The organism is Chimaeribacter californicus, from assembly GCF_002858675.1.
In the GTDB taxonomy this organism is placed as follows: Bacteria; Pseudomonadota; Gammaproteobacteria; order Enterobacterales; family Enterobacteriaceae; genus Chimaeribacter; species Chimaeribacter californicus.
The window spans coordinates 1-21,421 of sequence record NZ_PJZF01000029.1 but is presented as its reverse complement, the minus strand read 5'-3'; the positions used below and the strand labels follow the sequence as shown (position 1 = coordinate 21,421).

Here is a 21,421-nt window from a genome sequence, read left to right as displayed (position 1 = left end):
CGCGTATGAAAACGAGTCTTGTATGAAAACGAGTGTAAATAGGCGGGTAGCAGAGTGTAAAGCCTGTGCTTAGTGTAATAAGCGCAATGCTTAGCAGATAAATAGCTTTACCATGGCGGGCGAATAAAAGCGGTTCTCCCCGGCGGAAAAACAGGCGCCCCGGCACTATTTCGCCAGGGCAGAGGGTATTATCTGTTACGATTTAAACGGCACGTCACGGATTTTTACGCCGGTTTCCCGGACATAACGCGGGGAGACCAGAATATTCAGGTTATATTTTCGCTCATTGTCCGGCAGGTCGATAAATTTATACCCGGCCGCCAGTAATGGCCGCGCCATATCAATGGCCACGCGCGACGGGTGATTAAACTGCACCAGATCGGGCTGATCTTTTTGCGGGTTAAGCAGGGAAGACAACCCTTTGCAGCGCGCATTCAGCATATAGGGTGCATATTTCTGCCGGTAGAAATCATTATATTTCCAGTGCGGGTATTCAATGGAGAGATACCCCACCGAATAACCGGCGTTGCAGGCCGCCACCATATAGAGCGTGCTTTCATCATAACTCTCTTTGCCGCTGAGATAATTGAGGTTATCGGAGTAAGCATCTTTATAAGATGCCCCCAGAGAGATCACCGCCACCAGCGCCGCCGCCACTGCCCCGGCGGTTTTCATCTCATGCAGGAACAGCGCCACAATCAGGATCGCCAGCGGCGCGCAGACGTACATGGTGCGGTCGAGCTGGATTGGCTTGTAGAGCGAGATAAGCCAGGACAGCGCGATAAACGCTACCAGCGGCACAATCAGGCTCAGCAGGTAGTCGCGCGGGGTGGCGAATTCCGGCTTGCGCGGGCGGCGGATAAACGGCCAGGCGCATACCAGCACAAACACCAGCGCCACCAGCAGGCTGCCCACGCCGCCGCCGACCACCCTTTTCGGCAGGTTTGCCACTGGGAACGCGATATGGATGGCGTTATAAATCTGGTGTACCGGGCTGACCGCCTGCACCCAGGAGTTTTTGCCGCCAAACCCGGAGACCATAAAAATCACGATAAAGTGCGAAACGCATATCAGCATCAGCAGCGTAAATTCGATGAACATCCGCAACCGCCGCGGGCGCGAAATAAACAGCGTCAGCAAAAAGGCCGCCGTCAGGAACAGGCCGATGATGTGCGTCCAGGAGACCAGCACTGACGCCACATAGAAGGCCGCTTTATTCTGGTTGCCGCGTAAAAAGGCGATAAATTCGAAGGTCTGGATAGTGGAGAGCAGCACCAGCAGGGAATAGGAGCGCGCCTCCTGGGCAAAATGGATAAAGCCGAAGCTGGTCAGGAACAGCAGCAAATAGAGGGTAATCACGCCGGGGCTGAAAAGCTGCCGCCCACGGAAATAGACATACAGCGCGGTGGCGACAGAAAAGGCAAAACTCAGGGAGCGGGCGGCGGTTTCACTGATACCGAACGCCTTCACCCAGAAAAACAGCAGGGTGTTATAGAGAAACGGATGGACATCATTAAACAGGTAATTGACGTAGAGATTTTTAAAGCCGCTGGTCACCGATTCCATGGTGAAGATCTCATCCACCCAGAAGGAATTGGCGCCCATGCCGGCCAGCGCCATACAGACGCCAATCGTCATCAGGGGAAGATAAACTGCGTTATTTTTCAAGGTTCCCTCCTGTTTCCGGCGGCCGCGCCGCCTTGGTTAACCTGCGGTTTCCGGGCAAAATCACGTTGGATCACATTGTTTTTAGGCGGACGGTTTTTCACGATATAGCGCGGCCGGCCTTTGGATTCGATATAGATGCGGCCGATATATTCCCCCAATACCCCGATGCCGATCAGCTGCACTCCCCCCAGGAACAGTACCGACGCCAGCAGCGAGGGGTAGCCTTTTACCGCATTCCCCCACACCAGTTTGTCGATGATCATGTAAGCGCCGTAGGCAAAAGAGAGCAAGGAGATGGCAAAGCCGAGGTAAGTCCAGATGCGCAGCGGCACGGTAGAGAACGAGGTAAATCCTTCCAGCGCCAGGTTCCACAGCTTCCAGCCATTGAATTTGCTGTTACCCGCCACCCGTTTTTCCCGCGTGTATTCCACAATGGCGATGTTGCCGCCCACCCAGCTCAAAATACCTTTCATAAACAGGTTACGTTCCGGCAGCTGAATGATTTTTTCCACGAATTCGCGGGAGATAAGCCGGAAATCCCCGACGTTTTCCTCAATTTTCGGGCGGCTTATCATGTTATGCAGGTGGTAAAAACCGCTGGCGGAGCGGCGTTTCAGGCGGCTGTCGGACGAGCGGTCTTTACGCTTGGCCAGCACGATGTCCGCCCCTTGCTGCCATTTCTCAATCAGCTGCGGCACGACGTTAATCGGGTCTTGCAGGTCAACATCTATCGGGATCACTGCATCACCGGTGGCATACTCCAGCCCGGCAAACAGCGCCGGCTCTTTGCCGAAATTGCGGGAAAAATTCACCACCTGGACCAGGGGGTCCTGATCTTCCAGCGCCTGGATAATCTCTGCGGTCTGGTCACGGCTGCCGTCATTAATAAAGACAATTTCAACTTCCACCCCCGCTAGTTCCTGATAATCCCTCACGGTGTGGTAAAAAACGGGTATCGCCTCTTCCTCATTGTAAACCGGCACCACCAGGGAGATTTTCATCTTTTATTATCCTTGAACACAATAAAGTTAGAATAGAGAAAACCAATAACCAGGCTAAACAGGGAAAATGAGACCGTGGTGATAAGCGGCGGCAGGGAGAGTAAATCCGCTGCCCGGCCAAACAGCACCGCCATCAGCCCTAAAAATGACACATAGATAAAATAACGGTAAAGAGAATATTCTTTGTTGAATGTCCATTTGGCATTGGCGAAAAAGCCAAAGGTCGTGGCGACGCAAAAGGCCATCAGGTTAGAAAAGGATTGGTTAGCCCCCATGCTATACACCAGCATAAGGAAAACGGCCCAATGAATTAAGGTGTTGATAACACCAACAGACAGGTAGCGTTTAAACGTTTTCAGCATAGCCATGCCTTCCTGCAAGATTTTTTTAAGTGTATCGTTGCCTTTTTTAACGATCAATAAAAAATCCGCACGGGCCGGAAATTAAGATTTTATGGAGTTATCATTATTCCCATTTACCTGCATTGTTAATATAAATAATTCCTATGACGTAAATACCATTAATTATTTCTGATGGACAAAAAGGCAAAACTTTTATTACCTGCAAAGCCTGCAAAGCCTGCAACAGCCTGAATAGTTTCATTAAACGTTTTATAAGCGAAGCGGCACCTTATGCACCTGCCGGCCCGTCTGCGCCCTCAATGACAGAGGGTGATACAGAAAATTTGAACTGGATCACAGACCGGCACGGCATCACCCATCAGTTTCTCTGTTCAAAAAAAGAGCACCCCTGGCCGGGTTCGCCCGGCTGAAAAGCGTATTTCCATAAAGCTGGACTCGTGTGAGGATGGTTTTCACCCCTGTAAACTTCCGTTTCCGCCGTTTTTTTGATCGCTCCCCTCAAGTTTTCCCCTGCTGCTGCCGTTAATACAGGCGTGTCATCTGACGTTCACATTTACCCCTTCTCAGCGACTTATTTAGGTTAGCACTATGTCCATTCGCCGTTTTACTTTGCTTGTCCTGGCATTCCTGTCGTTGCTTTTTATTACCAGCATTGCCCTCAGCAGCTATTACCTTCAGCGCAGCAATGCTTCATTGAATGATGTTAACCGTGAAATCCGTGTGGTGCTCTCCATTGTCGATACCATTAACCACAGTCGTACCCTGCGGGTGCATCTCTCCCAGTACATGGCCTACCGTGAGCAGGGCAAAGAAGAGGCTGCGGCAGAGTCCATGAAAAACGCCCAGCGGGTTCTGGGGCTGGCGGAAAAATCCTTCAGCGCCTATCAGGCCTGGCCAAAACTCGACCAGGAGGCCACGCTGGCTGACAACTTTGGCGAACGCTGGCAGGATTACCACGATAATGCCCTGAAGCCCTTGCTGGCGGTGGCCCAGCAGGGTGACCGCACCCAGTTCGGGCAGCTGATTACCTCGCGGGTGCCGCAGCTGGACCGCCAGTTCGAAATCTCCCTGGATGAACTGCTCTCCTACCGTGAAAGCTATGCCCGTTCACTGAATGAAAGCGCGCAGTCCAACTTCCGCCTCAGCCTGACGCTGCTTATCATCTTCACTGCGCTGTTCCTGCTGACCATGGGCGCTATCGTGGTGCTGCTGAAAAAACGCCTGCTGAACGCGATTGAGCAGGCCCGGGCACATTGCGAAGAGATCGCCCAGGGCCAGTTGCAGACGCCGATTCTCTCCACCCACCGCGATGAGATTGGCGAGATGATGGGCGCACTGGAAACCATGCGCCGCTCGCTCTCTGAAACCATTGGCCGGGTGCGTGACTCCAGTGACGCGGTGGCGCATGCCGCCAAAGAGATCGCGTCCGGCAATATGGATCTCTCCGCCCGCACCGAGGAACAAGCCTCCTCGCTGGGGGAAACCGCCGCCAGCATGGAGCAGCTGACCATCACCGTGAAACAGACCTCCGATCACGCCGAACAGGTGAACGGGCTGGCAAAAGAGGCGCGCAGCATCGTCTCTGAAGGCAACGGGATTGTGACGGAAGTGATCGATACCATGGCCGGGATTGAGGAAGGCTCAGAACGTATCGCCAGCATCATCAGCATCATTGAGAGCATCGCATTCCAGACCAACATCCTGGCGCTGAACGCCGCAGTAGAAGCGGCGCGCGCCGGGGAAGAGGGGCGCGGCTTTGCGGTGGTGGCGGCCGAGGTGCGTAACCTGGCCCAGCGTTCCGCTTCCGCGTCCAAAGATATCCGCGCGTTGATTGAAGTCTCCGATGAGCGGGTACACGCCGGCAGCAAGCTGGTGGCGAAAGCGGGCGAAAGTATGCAGCGCATCGGCACCGCCATTCAGAACGTTACCCAGATCATGAGTGAAATCGCGGTCTCCACGCAGGAGCAGAGCCACGGCATCAATCAGGTGAATATCGCGGTCACGCAGATGGATGAAGTCTCGCAGCAGAACGCCGCGCTGGTGGAGCAGGTGGCTGCGGCAGCCGGTTCACTGGAAGAGCAGTCTGACGTGTTGCGCCAGACCGTGGCGGTGTTCAAAACCCAGCACTGATCGCACAGCGTAAACGCTAAAACGCCCTCTACGGAGGGCGTTTTTTATTCCTGTGGCCGTTCAGCCAAACAGTTTCTTTTTCGCTACAAGTTTAGCGATGGCCTTCTTTTGCCCCACCAGCGCCAGGCCGAGGTATCTCAGTTCCCCGGCCGGGATTTGTGCCACCACGGCCATAAACTCCCCATAATTCGTGGTCATTTGCCCTTGAACCGGGAAGTCCACCACATCGACGCCTTCTGAGGCGTTAGCCTGCCGGTGAATTGCCCCCAGTTCCTCCTCCGTGGCGGAGAGCACCGCAATCCCGATCGGGATTAACCCTGGGTGGGCCTGGCCGGACGCATCGGTTAACGGCAGCCCGACTAATCCGGGATGGCGCTGCCCCGCAGTCAGGGCGAGCACGGCGGCGGCATTGGCTGCCCGCCCGGCCGGTAACTGTTCATCCAACACGATAACGCAGCGCTCCAGCCTGATTGATTCTGCCTGTTCTGTCATTTTTTCCCCTTGTTTGCTGCTTATGGTCAGCGTTTTGATGCTGTTAACAGGTTGTGTCATATCGGGGATCACTATGCTAAAAAGGGGGCAGAGGTGTCTTGAACGCTATTGCAGAGAACCATACGGGCAGGGGGATTGGATGTCAGAAACCGGAACAGATATCACCATCTGGCGCGCACCGGCGTTACAGGCGGAGCTGATTCGCGGGCGGTTTGTGGATTACGCCTATGACGTGCACACCCATGAAACCGCCTGTTTCGCGCTGCTGACCGCAGGCAGTATCCGCATCCGGATGCGGGGCAATGAATTCATGGCGCATCAGGGCGACCTTTACGCCATTGATGCGGATGAACCGCATGCCGGCTGGGCCGTTGATGATACGGGCTGGCGGTTACGCACGCTCTACGTGGATATGGCCCACCTGCGGCAACTGGTCAGGGAGCGCCCCGGGGTGCCCGAAGCCGCACTGGCCGGGCCGATTATCCGTGATCCGGACGTGGCCGCCTGTCTGCATGCCCTTCACCACTGTTCGGAGATCAACGGCTCCCACCTGTTCCGCGATCAGGCGTACCTCAGTTTCGCGGACAAATTGCTGGCGCGCCACGTCACCCAACGCCGCAGCGCACCGCCGCCGGGCGCAGAACTGGCAGCCGTGCGCCGGGTGAGGGACTACCTGGATGAACACCTTGAAGACACGGTGAGCCTGATTGATCTGGCGACCGAAGCGGGGTTGCCGCAATACCGGTTGTTCCGTGCGTTTGAACGCCTGTACGGCATGACGCCCCACGCCTATCAGCGGCAGGCGCGGATCAGGTATGCCATGCGGTTGCTGCGCCAACGGCGTTCACTCAGTGAGGCGGGGTTGCAGGCGGGATTTGCCGATCAGGCCCACTTTACCCGCTGGTTCCGGCGGTTTATGGGCGTTACCCCCGGCCAGTATCAGCGGGCTGTGGGGTAAAGGTTAAGCCGGGGAGACGGCGGGCAAGGATGCCCGCCGGGAAGGTCAGAAGGACGCGATCAGAACGTATAGTTCGCCGTCACCGAAACGCTGCGTGGCGCGCCGTACACCGCGTACGGGGCCAGATAGTCGTAATAGGTTTTATCAAACAGGTTGTTCACGTTGGCCTGCACTGAGAACTGGCGCGTGACCTGGTAACGGCCAAACAGGCTCACCAGCGCATAGCTGCCCTGATCGGCGCGTTGGGTGCCCAGCGGGCCGTCCGCCTCTTCCCAGGTGTGGTTCTGCCAGTTCACCCCGCCGCCCACCGTGAGATCCGGCAGCATCGGCAGCTGATAACGGGTAAAGAGTTTCAGCGACGTGCGCGGCAGGAACGCGTTAATGTCGTTATTGTCACTGTCTTTGGCGATATAACGGGTGCCGCCGAAGGTCATCTGCCAGCGGTCAGTCAGTGCGCCGTTCACCTCAAACTCCACCCCTTTGCTGACCGTGCCGTCGGCCGCGCGGTAGGCGGTTTCGGTGGTGCCGGGGATGTAGGTGTCTTCGCTTTGCGCCACGTTGTCCTGCTCGATGCGGAACACCGCAAACGACGCAGTCAGGCGGCCGTTATACCAGTCCGCCTTCAGGCCGGCCTCGTAGTTTTTGCCGGTCACCGGGTCAAGGTAGCGGCCGCCGCTGTCACGCACGGTCTGCGGCTGGAAAATCGAGGTGTAGCTGGCATAGGCTGACCAGGTGTCGTTGATGTCATACACCAGCCCGGCATATGGCGTCACGTCACTCTTGTCGCTGGTGGCGGTCGAGCCTTCGGCGCGCCAGCCGGTGTAACGTGCGCCGACAATCAGCGACAGCGGATCGGCCAGCGACAGGCGGGTCGCTGCGTACAGGGATTTCTGCCGGATGGTGTCGTTCGAGTAATCCACCCAGTCACTCCAGACCGGGTCTGCCACCGATCCATCCCACTGGTTGTAGTTGCCGATCTCCGCCTCGCTGAGCATCGACTGCGAGTTGAAATAGTGGTTGTTCTGGCGGCTGTAACTGCCGCCGACCATCAGTTCATGGGTGCGGTTAAACAGCTCAAACGGCCCGGTGGCGTAGGTGTCCACCGAATCCACTTTGCGTTTGCCCTTGTTCCAGCCGCCGTAGGCGTTCACGCCGCTGCCGGTGGTTTTGTCCGGGAAACCGGAGGCGTACATCAGCCTGGAGTCAAAATCACTCTCCGCATGGGTGCCGTTCAGGCGCGCCTGCCAGCCGTTGCTGAAACGCTGGGTCAGGTCAGCAAAGACTTTTTTCGACTCGTGGTTGGAGTAGCTCCAGTCCGGTGCCGGGTTGGTCTCGCGGTCATAATGGGTGCGGCTGCCGTCACTGTACCAGGTCGGCAGGCCGCCCCAGGTCGGGTCATCGGTTTTGCTTTCCTGGTAGTCATACCCCAGCGACAGGGTAGTGGACTCGGTAAGGTCGGCATCGAGAGTGCCGTACAGGAATTTTTTCCGGGTATGGTAGCGGTCGAGCCAGGTGTCGTTGTCCTGATAGCCGGCGATGACGCGCCCACGCACATTGCCGGATTCGGTCAGCGGCGCGGAGAGGTCAGTCACCAGGCGCTGTTTATCCCAACTGCCGTAGCTGCCGGAGACCGATCCCTGGAATTCGCGGCTGTCGGCATGTTTGCGCACCATATTGATCGCCGCCGACGGGTTGCCGGTGCCGGTCATCAGGCCGGTTGCGCCGCGTACCACTTCAATGCGCTGGTAGATGGCGGTGTCTGACCCGGCATCGCCAAAGTTCCACAGGTTGCTGATGGTGGTCGGGATGTCATCAAACAGGTAGTTGTTGATCAGGAAACCGCGCGAGTAGTAATCGGAGCGGTCGGAGTCAATATTGCTGGCGGTGATGCCGGTGGTGTTGGTCATCACCTCGCCGATGGTTTGCAAATCCTGATCCTGCATCCGTTGCTGGCTGATGATGCTGACCGACTGAGGAATATCACGCGGCACCATCGACATCTTGGTGCCGGCGCTGGTGATCGGCACGCTGTAATCCTGCTGGCTGCTGCCGGTGCCGCTCTCATCCTGCGCGGTGACTACCAGCGTATCATCCGCGGCGTGCGCAAAGGTAAAGGATGCGGAAATCAGCAGGGACATAACGGAAAGCGGGAAACATTTTCTTCTGCCCCGCCGGGCGTTAACCGGATTACCTCTGCGCTTCACCGCTGGATGTGCCGCCATCTTATTATTCCTCGATAAATTATTGTTTTACTTACGTTGCTGGAGTCATTCCCTGTAAAAATGTCGCTTTGCACCCACGCGGCAGCCCTTAGCTGCACATGCTAAAGCGAATGCGAATAATACGCATTGGTCTTTGAGGTGTAAATAAATATTACACCGGTAAGGATTGGGCTTTTATTCTGTTCGCAGAAAGCAAGGGGGAAGGGGGCATGACGTCTGAAATCTGGCCGGAAACGGGATGCGTTCCTTTTGCTAAAAAAGCAAAACGCTTTCACAAAAAAACTCCTACCCTCTGGCCTCCCACTATAAACCATTCTATATCAATATCTTATTTTTTATAGGTTAACCAAAGCGCCCGAAACCCCTCCCAATCTTTCACTTTGAAAGATTTATCTTTCTTTTTGTGATCCAAATATCTTTTTAAATAAATGTTATCAGCTATTTTTCTATCACAGCGAATGTCAGAACGTTCTCTGCCTCTACCCCCCGCGAAGGAGAATAAAAATGATAGAAAGCATTACCCATGGCGCTGAGTGGTTTATCGGCCTGTTCCAGAAAGGCGGCGAGGTGTTTGTCGGCATGGTTACCGGTATTTTGCCGCTGCTGATAAGCCTGCTGGTGATCATGAATGCGCTGATTGTGTTTGTCGGCCAACGCAGGATCGAGGCGCTGGCCCAGCGTTGCGCCGGGAACCCGGTGTCTCGTTATCTGTTCCTGCCGGTCATCGGCACCTTTGTGTTCTGTAACCCAATGACGCTCAGCCTCGGCAAATTCATGCCGGAAAGGTACAAGCCGAGCTATTACGCCGCTGCCTCCTATAGCTGCCACTCGATGAACGGCCTGTTTCCCCACATCAACCCCGGTGAGCTGTTCGTTTACCTCGGCATCGCCAACGGCCTGACCGCGCTGCACCTGCCGCTGGGGCCGCTGGCCGTGAGCTACCTGCTGGTGGGCATGGTGATGAACTTCTTCCGTGGCTGGGTCACTGACCTCACCACCACCCTGTTTGAACGCAAGATGCGCATCCAGTTGGATCGTCAGGTGCGCCTGTAAGTCCCGTTAATTCACGGAGGTTGATATGGCTAAGGTTATTGAAATTCATAAAGGTGAAAGCGGCTGGGGCGGCCCGCTGTTTTTAACCGCGACACCCGGCAAAAAGATTGTGTACGTCACCGCCGGTACCCGCCCGGCAATTGTTGACCGCCTGCGGGAGCTGACCGGCTGGGAAACGGTAGACGGCTTCAAAGAGGGCGAACCCCCGGCGGATGAGATCGGCGTGGCAGTGATTGACTGCGGCGGCACATTGCGCTGCGGCCTTTACCCGAAACGCCGCATCCCCACCGTGAACATCCACGCCACCGGCAAATCGGGGCCGCTGGCGCAGTTTATTACCGACGATATCTATGTCTCCGGGGTGAAGCCGGGCGATATCCGTGAAGCGGCCGGGCAAGAGGGCACGGCGGCCGCGCGACCGGCACCTGACGCCGGTACGCAGGCCCGTGGCGGCATACATAAAGAGTATGACACCACGAAAAAGATCACCGAACAGAGCGACGGCCTGCTGGCGAAAGTCGGTATGGGCATGGGCTCGGTGGTGGCGGTGTTCTTCCAGGCGGGCCGGGAAACCATCGACACGGTGCTCAAAACCATCCTGCCGTTTATGGCGTTCGTCTCGGCACTGATCGGCATCATCATGGCGTCCGGTCTGGGCGACTTAATCGCGCATGGGCTGACGCCGCTGGCCAACAGCCCGGTCGGGCTGGTGACGCTGGCGCTGATCTGCTCCTTCCCGCTGCTGTCGCCGTTTCTCGGCCCCGGTGCGGTGATCGCCCAGGTGATCGGGGTGCTGGTCGGCGTGCAGATCGCCCAGGGCACCATCCCGCCCCATCTGGCACTGCCCGCGCTGTTTGCGATTAACGCCCAGGCCTCATGCGACTTCATCCCGGTCGGCCTGTCGCTGGCGGATGCCAGACAGGAAACCGTACGCGTCGGCGTGCCGTCAGTGCTGGTAGGCCGCTTCCTGACCGGTGCCCCGGCGGTGTTGCTGGCGTGGGCGGTCTCCGGCTTTATTTATCAATAACAAGGAAACGTGATGACAACCCTTTATGAATCCACCTTCATTTCAGTGGGCGCCAGTGCAGAAGCGTCGCTGGACGATAATTTCCTGATCACCTTTGGCGAAGGTGCGCCGCAGGATGTCGCAGAGTACTGCTTCATTCACCGCCCGGTTATTAACACCGGCGGGATCGCCCCCGGCGCGAAATTGTCCATTGGTGAGCAGAGCTGGCCGGTGACGGCGATCGGTGAGGTAGCCGCAGAGAATTTGCGCGAACTGGGGCATATCACCCTGCGGTTCGATGGCGCAGAGCAGGCAGAGTTTCCGGGCATGGTGCATGTGGCGGGGCCGGTACCCGCAACGGTCAAACCGGGTCAGACATTCCGCATAGTCAGTCGTTAGGAGAGCAGGTATGGAACAAGTTGCAGTGGTTATTGGGGGCGGTCAGACACTGGGCGCGTTTTTAAGCGAAGGGCTGGCGGACGCCGGGTATAAGGTTGCCGTGGCCGATATTAATGAAGCGAATGCGCGCCAGGTAGCCGGGGGGATTAACCGCCGTTACGGTGAGGGCCGCGCGGGAGGTTTCCAGGTGGATGCTACCGATGAGCAGAGTGTGGTAGCGCTGGCGGAGGCGGTGGACAGGCACTTTGGGCAGGTCAATGCGCTGGTTTACAGCGCGGGCATCGCCAGAGCGGCGCCGATCACCCATTTCCAGCTCAACGATTTTGACCTGTCGTTGCAGGTCAATCTGGTGGGGTATTTCCTCTGTGCCCGTGAATTCTCGAAACTGATGATCCGGGATGGCGTGGCCGGGCGCATTATCCAGATCAACTCCAAGTCCGGTAAGGTCGGCAGCAAACACAATGCCGGTTACAGCGCGGCCAAATTTGGCGGCGTCGGGCTGACGCAATCACTGGCGCTGGATCTGGCGGAGTACGGCATTACCGTGCACTCCCTGATGCTGGGGAACCTGCTGAAGTCACCGATGTTCCAGTCACTGATCCCGCAATATGCCGACAAACTCGGCCTGAAGCCGGATCAGGTGGAGCAATACTACGTGGATAAGGTGCCGCTCAAACGCGGGTGTGATTACCAGGATGTGCTGAATGTCCTGCTGTTCTACACCAGCGACAAAGCCTCCTACTGCACCGGGCAGTCCATCAATATCACCGGCGGGCAGGTGATGTTCTGATCGTCCGCCCCGGCTGTGCACGCGGCCGGGGCGGCAGGAGATAACAGATGAATTCAGTCAATCTTTTGATTTCGCTGGCGGTGGTGGCCTGGCTTGGGCAGGTGTTACTTGGCTGGGTGCAGCTCCGGCGCTTTAACCGGGCGTTTGACCAGCTGGCCGCACAGGGCAGGGTAGGCATCGGCCGGGCTGGGGGGCGCTTTTCGCCCAGGGTGCTGGTGGCTATCAGCCTTGATGATCATGACCGGGTCAACGGCAGTTTCGTGATGAAGGGGCTGACGGTATTTTCGGCCCCCCGCCCTGTGCCTGAACTGAACGGCATGGCGCTGTTGCAGATCGATCCGCCCCGCCTTTTTCCGCACAATCAGGCCATGCGCAATGCGCTGGCGTTAGCTATTTCAAATAAGAGATGATACCTTTCATTTTGAAAGCATATTCCTTTTGCGTCACGCTTTTAGCCGTCCGGGATGATAAAGGAACACACTGAAAATATGAAAGGACTTCCTTATGAAACCAAAACAGCGTCAGGCTCAAATCCTGGAATACCTTCAACACACAGGCCGCGTCACCGTCGAGGCCTTAACCGCCCATTTCAACACCACCGGCACCACCATCCGTAAGGATCTGTCGTTTCTGGAGCAGGAGGGGGCGGTTATCCGCACTTACGGCGGCGTAATGCTGAACCGGGATGAAGGCGACCAGCCGATTGACCGTAAAACGCTGATTAACACTGACAAGAAAAAGCGGATCGCCGCGCTGGCTGCCGGGCTGATTAACGAGGGCGACTCGCTGATTTTTGACGCGGGCAGCACCGTATTGCAGATGGTGCCGCACCTGGCCCGCTTCAATAACATCACGGTGATGACCAACAGCCTGAGTATTGTTAACGAGCTGGTAGAGCTGGAAAACGATCAGGTGATTTTAATGCCGGGCGGTACCTACCGTAAAACCTCCGCCTCTTTCCACGGCAGCCTGGCCGAAACAGCGTTCAGCCATTTCAGCTTCGACAAACTGTTTATCGGCGCGGATGGGGTGGATCTCAACGCGGGCGTCACAACGTTCAACGAGGTGTTTGCCGTCAGCCAGGCGATGTGCCGCGCCGCGCAGAAAATTGTGCTGCTGGTCGACTCCTCCAAATTCGGGCGTAAAAGCCCCAATGTGGTCTGTCATCTGGCCTCGGTGGATGTGCTGATTACTGACAGCGACATCGCCCCGGCGCTGGTCACGCAATTACAGGAAAAGGGCATCGAGGTCATGATTGCCGGGAGCAAGTGACCCCCGGCATTCCCTTACGCAGCGCGTTGCCGCTATTTTTTCCGCATGGCCGGGGATGAAAACGTAAACCTCGGCACATGGCTTCTGAGTTTCTTCATCACCTGAAACTCAGTGAACACGCGGGTCAGCAGAATTGCCAGCAACGCGAACCCGCCGCCGATCACGGTGGCGATCAGGCGCTCAGCGGCCACGTTCTCCTGTGAGACACCGAACAGCGACAGCATGCAAATCACCATCACCGTTACGAAAAAGGTGAACACAAAATAGGATTTGGTGATAAGCGTATAGGAGTAGGTAAACGCCAGATACCCTGAGACGATAAACCCCAGCGCCAGTAAACGGGGTGAATCGAGATGCGCGAGCAGAAAGGGCGCAATCAGGCTGCCGGAGAGCGTGCCGGCGATCCTGGCCGGCACCCGCAGCAGCGATTCCCGGAAATGGCTGCGCAAACAGAGCAGCAGCGTCATCCCTGCCCAGTAACCATTTTTCACCTGATACCTTTCCACCAGCACCAGGGCCAGGCACATGGTCAGCATGGCGAAAATCACCGACCCTTGCAGATGGATTTTCTGCCGGTATTTATGCGTGGCCTGCCGGAAGAAAACCCGCCACGACAGGCGGGTAAAATCCTGGAACTGGAAGCGTATCTGGCTGAACAGCAGTGAAATACAGAGGATCTGCAATAACGCACCCGCACCCACCAGTGCCGCCCGCAGCGCCGCATGGCCCACTGACCCGGCAAAGTAACCGGAAATCAGGTAGGCAATCGCACATTGCAGCACGGCCCACCACAGGCCGCCACCGATCCCGGCCAGCATCGCGTAGCCCCCGGCATAGAGCATCGCGCCCGCGATATAGAGCGGCAACACATCGCCGGCCAGACACCCCAGAAATGACGAGAGGCTCACCCCGGCGGCGGTGGTCAGCAGCAGCATAAATGAGGAGCCTTCCCAGGTTTTATTGGCCCCGAACGCCAGTGTTAACGCACCACTGGCCATAATGCTGGCCCCCTGCATCTGGTTGATGCCATAGCCCACTGCAAAAATCAGCACGATCGCCGGCAGGCAGCACAGCCCCAGATGGATATCGTGTTTTATCCCCGGAGAAAGGTTTTTCACCTGACATCATCCCCTTATCCCTGTAAATCTCTTTTGCCGGAGACGCTTTTCCAGCAAAAACCTCTGCTTAGGATAGTCAACCCTCAGGCGAACGGGGCATAAAACATCTGCTGTTAACATTCGACACATTTGCAAACAGGGAAAAGAGGGGCATGTTAACCCTGCTGCGCGGCCCACCGGGTAAAGAAATCCCGCAGGATGATATTGCGCTCCACAAAGCGGACATACGTCACCGGATGCCGGTCAGGCGCCGTATGCCAGGCCCCCTGATTATCCAGCCGCGGCGCGGGGATCACCTGGTTGAGCATGGCGTCCGGGTGCAGCAGCCAGCCCACCGCGTTGCCGCCCAGCCAGATCACCACAATGTTGTGGCGGATGTCGGGTGCCTGCAATAACGCCGAGGCGACATTGCTGATGGCCGCAATGGCGATGACATAGAGCGGCGCGCCTGGTGAGGCGCTCCGGGCAAGCTGGATCAGTCTCTGCACGGCCTCGGTGTCACGGGGGATTTTCTTCTCCGTCACATAGTCCGTGACGCCGCAGTACACCAGGTTGTCAGCTGAAACAGAGAGAGCCTGTAGTCGCCCTGCTGCAAATAATATTTTACGTAATAGGCCATCCCGGCCATCCGCAGCGTGTAGCAGATATTGATGCTCGCCAGGAACAGGCAGATCAGCCTCGCCTGCTCATTCTCCCAGAATGCGTGGATTTGCTGCCGGGGCGAGAGGCGGGTAATGGAGTCCGCATTCTGGCTTTCAATATGGGTCACCCGCTCCTGGGTGCCGTAAATACAGAACAGCGCGAGTATCAGTGTCAACGCGGAGATGCAGACCATCGACATCCGGTAAGCCTGTTGGGCGTCGGAAAAGCAGGCCATCAGAAGCGGGATCAGCAGGCTGATGACCAGACGCGAGCCGATGGCCAGAAAAAAGCGGATGCCGTTTATCTCTATCCGTTCGGCCGGGTTCGGGGTCATCACCCCGTTCAGCGAAATATAGGGCACGCTAAAACAGGTATTGCAAATAATCAAATTGATGTTAAAAGACAACCCGCCCATTATTTAACATAATGCACGTTAAGCGCACCTATCGGTTTATCCCTCCGTGATTGCCATGAGCCCCGTAATATCCTTCTATAGTGCAGGCCGCACCACTCAGCGTGTGTTTTCATCAGGCCCGGTAACCGGCTGTCACCGGCGGCAAACCGAGGTTGGTGCGGAAGTCTTCGCCGGGGTAATCCTCATCCAGCAACTGCCGCTTACGCAGCTCCGGCAACAACCCATTGAGCAGCAGATCCTCCTGGTCCGGCTGACCCAGGCCGTGCAATGAGATCACATCCAGTACCCCGGCGCGGTAACGTGCTTCAATGGCATCAGCCAGCGTCTCGGGCGTGCCGGCAACGTGCCAGTGGCCGGTTTCCTGCGCCTCAATAATCAACTCGCGCAGCGTCAGGCCCTGCAAGGCAAAACGCCTGAAAATCTCCGCCCGGCCGCGCCGCCGGTTAACCTGCGCGACCTGCGGCAGCCAGTGCGCGGGAACCGGCTGGTCGAGCGGCAGATCCCGCAGGTCAATATCACCTCCCAGCATATCCGCCACTTTCAGCCTGCCTTGCAGGTAGTCGATACGCTCATGTTTTTCACGTACCCGGCGGGCCACGTCTGCGTCATTTTCGCCGATAACCGAATGGAATGAGTTCATGATCAGCGGCAGGCCCTCCACGCGCCCGACATCACGGGCACGCCGGCGCACCTGCTCCACAAATGTCAGCGCCGCCTCCAGCGTGGGCTGTGAGGTATAAATAACCTCCGCATAGCGGGCACCCAGCGTCAGCCCCTGTTCAGACTGCCCGGCCTGAAACTGTACCGGGCGGCGTTGTGGCGGCGGCGGCACATTAAGCGGCCCCTGCACCCTGAAAACATCACCCTGATAGTGCACCGGATGCAATTTTTGCGGATCTATCCGGATGCCGCCGCCGGCGGTGCGTTGCGCGGCAGCGGGGTCGTTGCTATCAAACAGCGCGTTAATCACCTCGATAAACTCCGTGGCGCGGGCGTAGCGTGCCTCCGGTGAGGGTAACGTCACCTCCCCGAAATTCTCCTCGCCGACCGATGACGTTACCGCATTCCAGCCCGCCCGGCCGCCGCTGACGTGGTCAAGCGTGCCGATAAGCCGGGCAAGGTTGTATGGGTGCTGGTAGGTAGTGGACACCGTAGCAATCAGGCCAATGTCGGAGGTTACCTGGCTCAGCGCCGCCAGCGCCACCACCGGCTCCTGGCTGCCGGTGGTGCCCGCCAGACCGGCCGGGTCAGCCTGGAGCAGATCGGCGGTAAACAGGCCGGTAATTTTCTCTTTTTCAGCGAGCTGTGCCAGCCCCGCCGCCCGGCGGATACCGGTACGTGGATCCGTGTCATTGCCGGCAGCTATTACCGCGCCGGCACCTACCAGCGTTTTCAGGCGCTTGCGGGATGGAATTGTCACATTAACCCCTCTGTTTTGATGCGGAAGTAAGCCGCTAACATAGGGGCAGCGTTAGTGTAATCCCACCAAGAAAAACGCATTTCATTTCCATAAATCGCGCTAAAGACAATAACAGGCAGGGGGCGACGCTCCTTTTTTACATAATGCCGCCGGCGCGGCCGGTATTATTTTCCCCGGCGCGAACTAATCTCACATCCCGCAACTGAATAGCACTTTTTGTTGTTTTACAAGGGCGTAACCGGGCACGAATAATCGGGCGGTATATTGCTGACCGGCCAAAGGAAAACGCTATGTCCCAGACTATTCGTCTCGCCCGGGAAGAAGAGGCTGCCGAACTGCATGCCTTGCTGCAACGGGCCTATGCGCCGCTGCTCGCCCACAACATCCATTTCACTATTACCCGTGCCAGCGTGAACGACGTGCAGGAGGTCATCCGGCAGGAAAGCACCTTTGTGCTGGAAAGCGAAGGGCAGATTACCGCCACGCTGACCACCCGCTTCCCCTGGACGCCCGCCACGACCCACTACGCCCCCTGGCCTTTTGTGCACTGGTTTGCGGTCGCGGAACACGCCAAAGGGCAAGGGCTGGGCGCACAGATCCTGACCTATGTTGAGGAAACCTTCCTGCGCGACACGCTGAAGGTGCCTGCGGTCTACCTGGCGACGGCAATCAGCCACCCGTGGCTGACCGGCCTTTACCAGCGGCGTGGCTATGCGCCGTTCCACACCGTCACTAACCCGCTGGGGGTGGAGCTGGTTTACCTGCGGAAAATCCTGAACCGGCCCCTGTTCGAGGCACAGGCGCAGAAAGAGTTCATCCGTACGGTGGCTGAACACCCGCTTTTCATTTAACTGCGCGTTAACGACATACTTTCTGGGAAAATCATGAACACGACGACCTTGTCTGCCCACGTGGCGGCGACCGCCCTCCTGCTGGCGCTGGCCGGCGGCACCCATGCCGCTGAAGAGAAACCGCGTAACGGCGGCACGTTAACCTGGGGGGTTGAGACAGAACCCAACACCCTTAACCCGCAATTGAACGGGCAGTCCAAAGCAGAGCTGATCCTGCGGGTTGCCTACGAGTCGCTGCTGGCGCGTACGCCTGACGGGGCTTATATCCCGTGGCTGGCCACGGGCTATACCCTCTCGGAAGATGGGAAAACCTACACATTTACGCTGCGGCAGGATGTCAGTTTCTCGGACGGCAAAAAACTTGATGCCAACGCCGTCGCGGAGAACTTCCGCCACGTCAGCGATCCGGCCTATTGTGCCGGCTCCAGCCTCTGCGCGCTGGCGCGGCACATCAGCCGCATCGACACGCCGGATGCGCATACGGTCACGATAACCCTGAAGGAGGTGTACTCGCCCTTTCTCTCTTTTGCTGCCGGGCTGAAATTGCTGTCACCCGCCGCCTGGGGCTCTTCCCAGTTAAAAGCCGGTGGGCCGGAGCTGGCCGGCACCGGGCCGTTTATCCTCACGCGGTATGAGAAAGGCCAACAGATCGTGTTTGTGAAAAACCCGGCTTACCACTGGGCCTCTGCCAATGCCGCGCACCAGGGCCCGGCCTACCTTGACAGCGTGACCTATCGCTTCCTGCCGGAATCATCGGTGCGTACCGGCGCGCTGCTCTCCGGGCAGGTGGATGTGATAGAGGGGATCGCCGGTAATGATGCCGGCGAATTCAAGGACAACCCGGACTTTACCTATCAGCACGCCCTGAATACCGGTACGCCTTATTCCCTGTTTCTGAATGTGAAATATGGCCCGACCCAGGAGCTGAAGGTGCGCCAGGCGCTGCTTCAGGGGCTGAACATCGGCCCGCTTCTGACCTCGATCTATCGCGGCGAGCGTACCCGTGTGTGGGGCATCACCTCACCGGTCGATCCGCTCTATGACAACAGCCTGGACGGCAAATACGGCAATAACCCGGCCCTGGCCAACCAACTGCTGGATGAGGCGGGCTGGAACACCCGCGATGCTGACGGCTTTCGCAGCAAGCAAGGGCAACGCCTGAGCATTGAGATTATTCAGGCGCAGGCAACGGTGCGTGACCAGCGCGACGTGCTGCTGCAGGCGATTCAGGCCCAGGCCCGCCAGCAACTGGGTATTGCGCTGACCATCCGCTATGTTGATTCCGGCACCTATACCGAATTGCGTAACAGTGGAAAATTTGGCTCGATTGCCAACTCCAATACCGATACCGACGGCATCGACATTGAAAACCACTATCTGCCCATCAACGGCGGCGGCGCGATCAACTACAGCCGTACCGACGCCCCGGAGATCATCCCGCTGCTGAACGGCGCGGCAAAAACGCTGGATAACCAGGAACGCAAACGATTTTACAGCCAGTTACAGCAGTTCGCCATTCTGCAACAGGCGTTCGCCGTCCCGCTGTATGAGCCGGAAGACCAGATTGCCGCCGCCGCGTATGTGCACGGCGTCGGTTTCAGGCCGTTCAAACAGATGCCGGAAAATGCGTATGACGTCTGGCTCAGTGACCATTAACCGCTCTCACCTGACAAGGAGCCGCGTATGACGCTGGAAAGCGCAGTCCCTGCCCCGCCCAGGCGGCGGCCACCTCCCCTGACCCGGCACAGGGTGCTGGTACGGCGCATCCTCCAGCGGATCGGCGGGGGGGTGCTGGTGCTGTGGGCGGCGGTCAGCCTGTCGTTTATCAGTGTCTATCTGGCACCGGGCGATATCGTCAGCCTGCTGATCGGTGAACAGGTCCGCACCCCGGCGATTGAAGCGGCGATCCGCGCCGAATGGGGGCTGGATAAACCGCTCTGGCTGCAGTACCTGCACTACTTGTGGCGCATCATGCATGGCGACTTTGGCCGCTCCTACCTGCTGAATGTGGATGTCAGTGCGCTGGTGGCCTCTCAGCTATGGCCGACGCTGAAGCTCACCGGGGCAGCACTGGGGGTCAGCCTGGTGTTTGCCGTCACCATCTCGGTTCTCACGGCCAACCGCCGCACCGGCAGGCGCGTCGCCGGGTTTATTGAACTGCTGCTCGCCTCTACGCCGTCGTTCTGGTTGGGCATTGTGCTGCTGTTTATCTTCAGCTTTACCCTGCGCTGGTTCCCGGTCGCGGGTGACCGCAATATTGCCGCGCTGGTGCTGCCTGCGCTCTCCCTGGGGTTGGCGCAAGGCGCGGTGGTGGCACAGGTGCTGCGGCGCGGCCTGGAAGAGGCACTGGCAGAGCCGTTCACCCTGACGCTGCGTGCCTGGGGGCTGGGCAGCCTCACCATCCGCCTGCGCCATGCGTTACGCCACGCTGCGCTCCCGGCCGTCACCCTCACAGGCTGGCTGGTGGGCGGCCTGCTCAGCGGCGCAGTGATTACTGAGCAGGTCTTCGGGCGGCCCGGCATCGGTAAAATTACCGTGGACGCCGTACTGGGCAAGGATCTGCCGGTGGTGCTGGCGGTCGCGATTTTCTCGGCCCTGGTCTATGTGGTGATGAGCACCCTGGTCGATATCCTTGCATTGCTGATTGACCCGCGTCTGCGCGATCGGCAACCGGCCCACAAGGAGGGCGTATGAACACGCCGCTCACCCTCTCCCGCCGCCGCGCCGGGTCGCCCGCCCTGCTGGCGGCGCTCACCTTTTTGGCGGTCCTGCTGCTGGCCGTATTCTTCCCGGCGCTGCTCAGCCCCTATGACCCGCTGGCCGCCGATCCGCTCAATGCCCAGTTGCCGCCCTCGGCCGCACACTGGCTCGGCACCGATCAGCTGGGGCGGGATGTGCTGACGCGGGTGATCTACGGCAGCCGCTACTCCCTGCTGATCAGCCTGGCGGCGATGGCGGTCGCGGTCGTGGCCGGTACGCTGCTGGGTTTGCTGGCCGGGCTGGTGCGTGGTGGGCTGGATGAGCTGATCAGCCGGGCAGTGGATGTGATCTCCGCGTTCCCTGACCTGCTGCTGGCGCTGATGCTGATCGCTTTTACCGGCCCCGGCACCACCAACCTGATTTTTGCGCTGGGTGTGGCTTCCGTACCGCGCTTCGCTCGTGTGGTACGGGCGCAGACCTTAGTGGTGGCCTCTTCCGGCTATGTGGAGCAGGCACGCACCTTCGGGCTGGCCCCCCGGGTGCTGGTGTGGCGGCATATTTTGCCGCACGCCATTGCCCATGTGCCGGTACTGGCCACGCTGGGGCTGGGCAGCGCCATTATCGGCACCGCCGGGCTGAGTTTCCTCGGCATGGGGCCGCAGCCGCCGACCGCCGAGTGGGGGCTGATGCTGGCCGAAGGGCGTAATTATCTGCGTAATGCCTGGTGGATTGGCGTCTGGCCCGGTGTCGCCCTCACCCTGACGGTGCTGGCGGTCACAACCGTTGGCCGCCACTGGCAGGCACACTTTGAAGGAAAACACCCTTGACACTCCCCTCCCTGAAGGAAGGGGATTCTTGTTTCGCTGAGTCGAACCTAAGCCGCATTAAGCGGTTTAGGATTTACAGACTCTCCACAAGCTAA

20 protein-coding genes and 1 pseudogene are annotated in these 21,421 nt (G+C 58.2%); 12 read left to right on the top strand and 9 right to left on the bottom strand.

The features are described from left to right. Positions 1-195 precede the first annotated feature (195 nt). From CYR55_RS21730 to CYR55_RS21720, 3 genes and pseudogenes are all read right to left on the bottom strand, one after another. Positions 196-1,668 carry a glycosyltransferase family 39 protein gene (locus CYR55_RS21730; protein ID WP_101818408.1) on the bottom strand — a complete coding sequence of 491 codons (1,473 nt, stop codon included), beginning with the start codon at positions 1,666-1,668 and terminating at the stop codon, positions 196-198. Positions 1,669-1,763: 95 nt separating this feature from the next. After that, positions 1,764-2,669: pseudogene (locus tag CYR55_RS21725) on the bottom strand (glycosyltransferase family 2 protein); the annotation flags it as partial. Continuing rightward, positions 2,666-3,088: a GtrA family protein gene (locus CYR55_RS21720; protein WP_338153021.1), complete on the bottom strand. Its 423-nt coding sequence runs from the start codon at positions 3,086-3,088 to the stop codon at positions 2,666-2,668. The pseudogene CYR55_RS21725 and the gene CYR55_RS21720, both read right to left, overlap by 4 nt. A gap of 531 nt (positions 3,089-3,619) precedes the next feature. Between CYR55_RS21720 and CYR55_RS21715 the strand changes: the two genes are divergently transcribed. Continuing rightward, positions 3,620-5,161 (top strand): methyl-accepting chemotaxis protein, encoded by a 1,542-nt coding sequence (locus CYR55_RS21715; protein WP_101818406.1) that lies wholly within the window; start codon positions 3,620-3,622, stop codon positions 5,159-5,161. A gap of 60 nt (positions 5,162-5,221) precedes the next feature. Here CYR55_RS21715 and CYR55_RS21710 read toward each other — a convergent pair whose 3' ends face one another. Continuing rightward, positions 5,222-5,713 carry a DUF2000 domain-containing protein gene (locus CYR55_RS21710; protein WP_338153020.1) on the bottom strand — a complete coding sequence of 164 codons (492 nt, stop codon included), beginning with the start codon at positions 5,711-5,713 and terminating at the stop codon, positions 5,222-5,224. Between the two features lie 79 nt (positions 5,714-5,792). On the opposite strand from CYR55_RS21710, the gene CYR55_RS21705 reads away from it, so the two are divergent. Continuing rightward, a complete protein-coding gene (locus CYR55_RS21705; RefSeq protein ID WP_165699645.1) occupies positions 5,793-6,611 on the top strand; it encodes a helix-turn-helix domain-containing protein in 819 nt (272 codons plus the stop codon). Positions 6,612-6,670: 59 nt separating this feature from the next. Here CYR55_RS21705 and fhuE read toward each other — a convergent pair whose 3' ends face one another. Next, on the bottom strand, positions 6,671-8,749 hold the full coding sequence (fhuE, locus tag CYR55_RS21700) for a ferric-rhodotorulic acid/ferric-coprogen receptor FhuE (RefSeq protein ID WP_101818403.1): 2,079 nt from the start codon (positions 8,747-8,749) through the stop codon (positions 6,671-6,673). A 588-nt stretch (positions 8,750-9,337) separates the two neighbouring features. Between fhuE and srlA the strand changes: the two genes are divergently transcribed. The 6 genes from srlA to srlR all read left to right on the top strand — a co-directional run bounded on the left by srlA (position 9,338) and on the right by srlR (position 13,353). Next, positions 9,338-9,886 (top strand): PTS glucitol/sorbitol transporter subunit IIC, encoded by a 549-nt coding sequence (srlA, locus tag CYR55_RS21695; RefSeq protein ID WP_101818402.1) that lies wholly within the window; start codon positions 9,338-9,340, stop codon positions 9,884-9,886. Between the two features lie 25 nt (positions 9,887-9,911). Further along, complete coding sequence (srlE, locus tag CYR55_RS21690; RefSeq protein ID WP_101818401.1) at positions 9,912-10,913, top strand: PTS glucitol/sorbitol transporter subunit IIB; 1,002 nt, start codon at positions 9,912-9,914, stop codon at positions 10,911-10,913. A gap of 12 nt (positions 10,914-10,925) precedes the next feature. After that, positions 10,926-11,291 (top strand): PTS glucitol/sorbitol transporter subunit IIA, encoded by a 366-nt coding sequence (locus CYR55_RS21685; RefSeq protein ID WP_101818400.1) that lies wholly within the window; start codon positions 10,926-10,928, stop codon positions 11,289-11,291. 10 nt (positions 11,292-11,301) lie between these two features. Next, on the top strand, positions 11,302-12,081 hold the full coding sequence (srlD, locus tag CYR55_RS21680; protein ID WP_101818399.1) for a sorbitol-6-phosphate dehydrogenase: 780 nt from the start codon (positions 11,302-11,304) through the stop codon (positions 12,079-12,081). Positions 12,082-12,128: 47 nt separating this feature from the next. Beyond that, positions 12,129-12,491, top strand: a complete 363-nt coding sequence (gutM, locus tag CYR55_RS21675; protein ID WP_101818398.1) for a transcriptional regulator GutM — start codon at positions 12,129-12,131, stop codon at positions 12,489-12,491. Positions 12,492-12,585: 94 nt separating this feature from the next. Continuing rightward, on the top strand, positions 12,586-13,353 hold the full coding sequence (gene srlR / locus CYR55_RS21670) for a glucitol operon DNA-binding transcriptional repressor SrlR (protein WP_101818397.1): 768 nt from the start codon (positions 12,586-12,588) through the stop codon (positions 13,351-13,353). Between the two features lie 32 nt (positions 13,354-13,385). On the opposite strand, the gene CYR55_RS21665 is transcribed toward srlR, so the two are convergent. From CYR55_RS21665 to CYR55_RS21650, 4 genes are all read right to left on the bottom strand, one after another. Continuing rightward, the gene (locus tag CYR55_RS21665; protein ID WP_101818396.1) at positions 13,386-14,471 is read right to left on the bottom strand and encodes an FUSC family protein; all 1,086 of its coding nucleotides are present in this window, start codon (positions 14,469-14,471) and stop codon (positions 13,386-13,388) included. Between the two features lie 155 nt (positions 14,472-14,626). After that, positions 14,627-14,995 (bottom strand): hypothetical protein, encoded by a 369-nt coding sequence (locus CYR55_RS23805; protein WP_175580824.1) that lies wholly within the window; start codon positions 14,993-14,995, stop codon positions 14,627-14,629. Continuing rightward, entirely contained in the window at positions 14,992-15,528 is a 537-nt protein-coding gene (locus CYR55_RS21655; RefSeq protein WP_101818395.1) for an MFS transporter, read from the bottom strand. Before CYR55_RS21655 ends, CYR55_RS23805 begins: the two co-directional genes overlap by 4 nt. A gap of 112 nt (positions 15,529-15,640) precedes the next feature. Further along, complete coding sequence (locus tag CYR55_RS21650) at positions 15,641-16,948, bottom strand: NtaA/DmoA family FMN-dependent monooxygenase (protein WP_101818394.1); 1,308 nt, start codon at positions 16,946-16,948, stop codon at positions 15,641-15,643. A gap of 290 nt (positions 16,949-17,238) precedes the next feature. Here CYR55_RS21650 and CYR55_RS21645 point away from each other — a divergent pair, with 290 nt between their 5' ends. Genes CYR55_RS21645 through CYR55_RS21630 form a run of 4 tightly spaced genes read left to right on the top strand, consistent with a single transcriptional unit; the run spans position 17,239 to position 21,326 of the window. Next, positions 17,239-17,799, top strand: coding sequence for a GNAT family N-acetyltransferase (locus tag CYR55_RS21645; RefSeq protein WP_101818393.1), 561 nt, complete (start codon positions 17,239-17,241; stop codon positions 17,797-17,799). A gap of 33 nt (positions 17,800-17,832) precedes the next feature. Further along, complete coding sequence (locus CYR55_RS21640; RefSeq protein ID WP_101818392.1) at positions 17,833-19,455, top strand: ABC transporter substrate-binding protein; 1,623 nt, start codon at positions 17,833-17,835, stop codon at positions 19,453-19,455. Positions 19,456-19,482: 27 nt separating this feature from the next. After that, entirely contained in the window at positions 19,483-20,493 is a 1,011-nt protein-coding gene (locus tag CYR55_RS21635; protein ID WP_101818391.1) for an ABC transporter permease, read from the top strand. Beyond that, positions 20,490-21,326 (top strand): ABC transporter permease, encoded by an 837-nt coding sequence (locus CYR55_RS21630; protein WP_101818390.1) that lies wholly within the window; start codon positions 20,490-20,492, stop codon positions 21,324-21,326. Before CYR55_RS21635 ends, CYR55_RS21630 begins: the two co-directional genes overlap by 4 nt. Positions 21,327-21,421 lie beyond the last annotated feature (95 nt).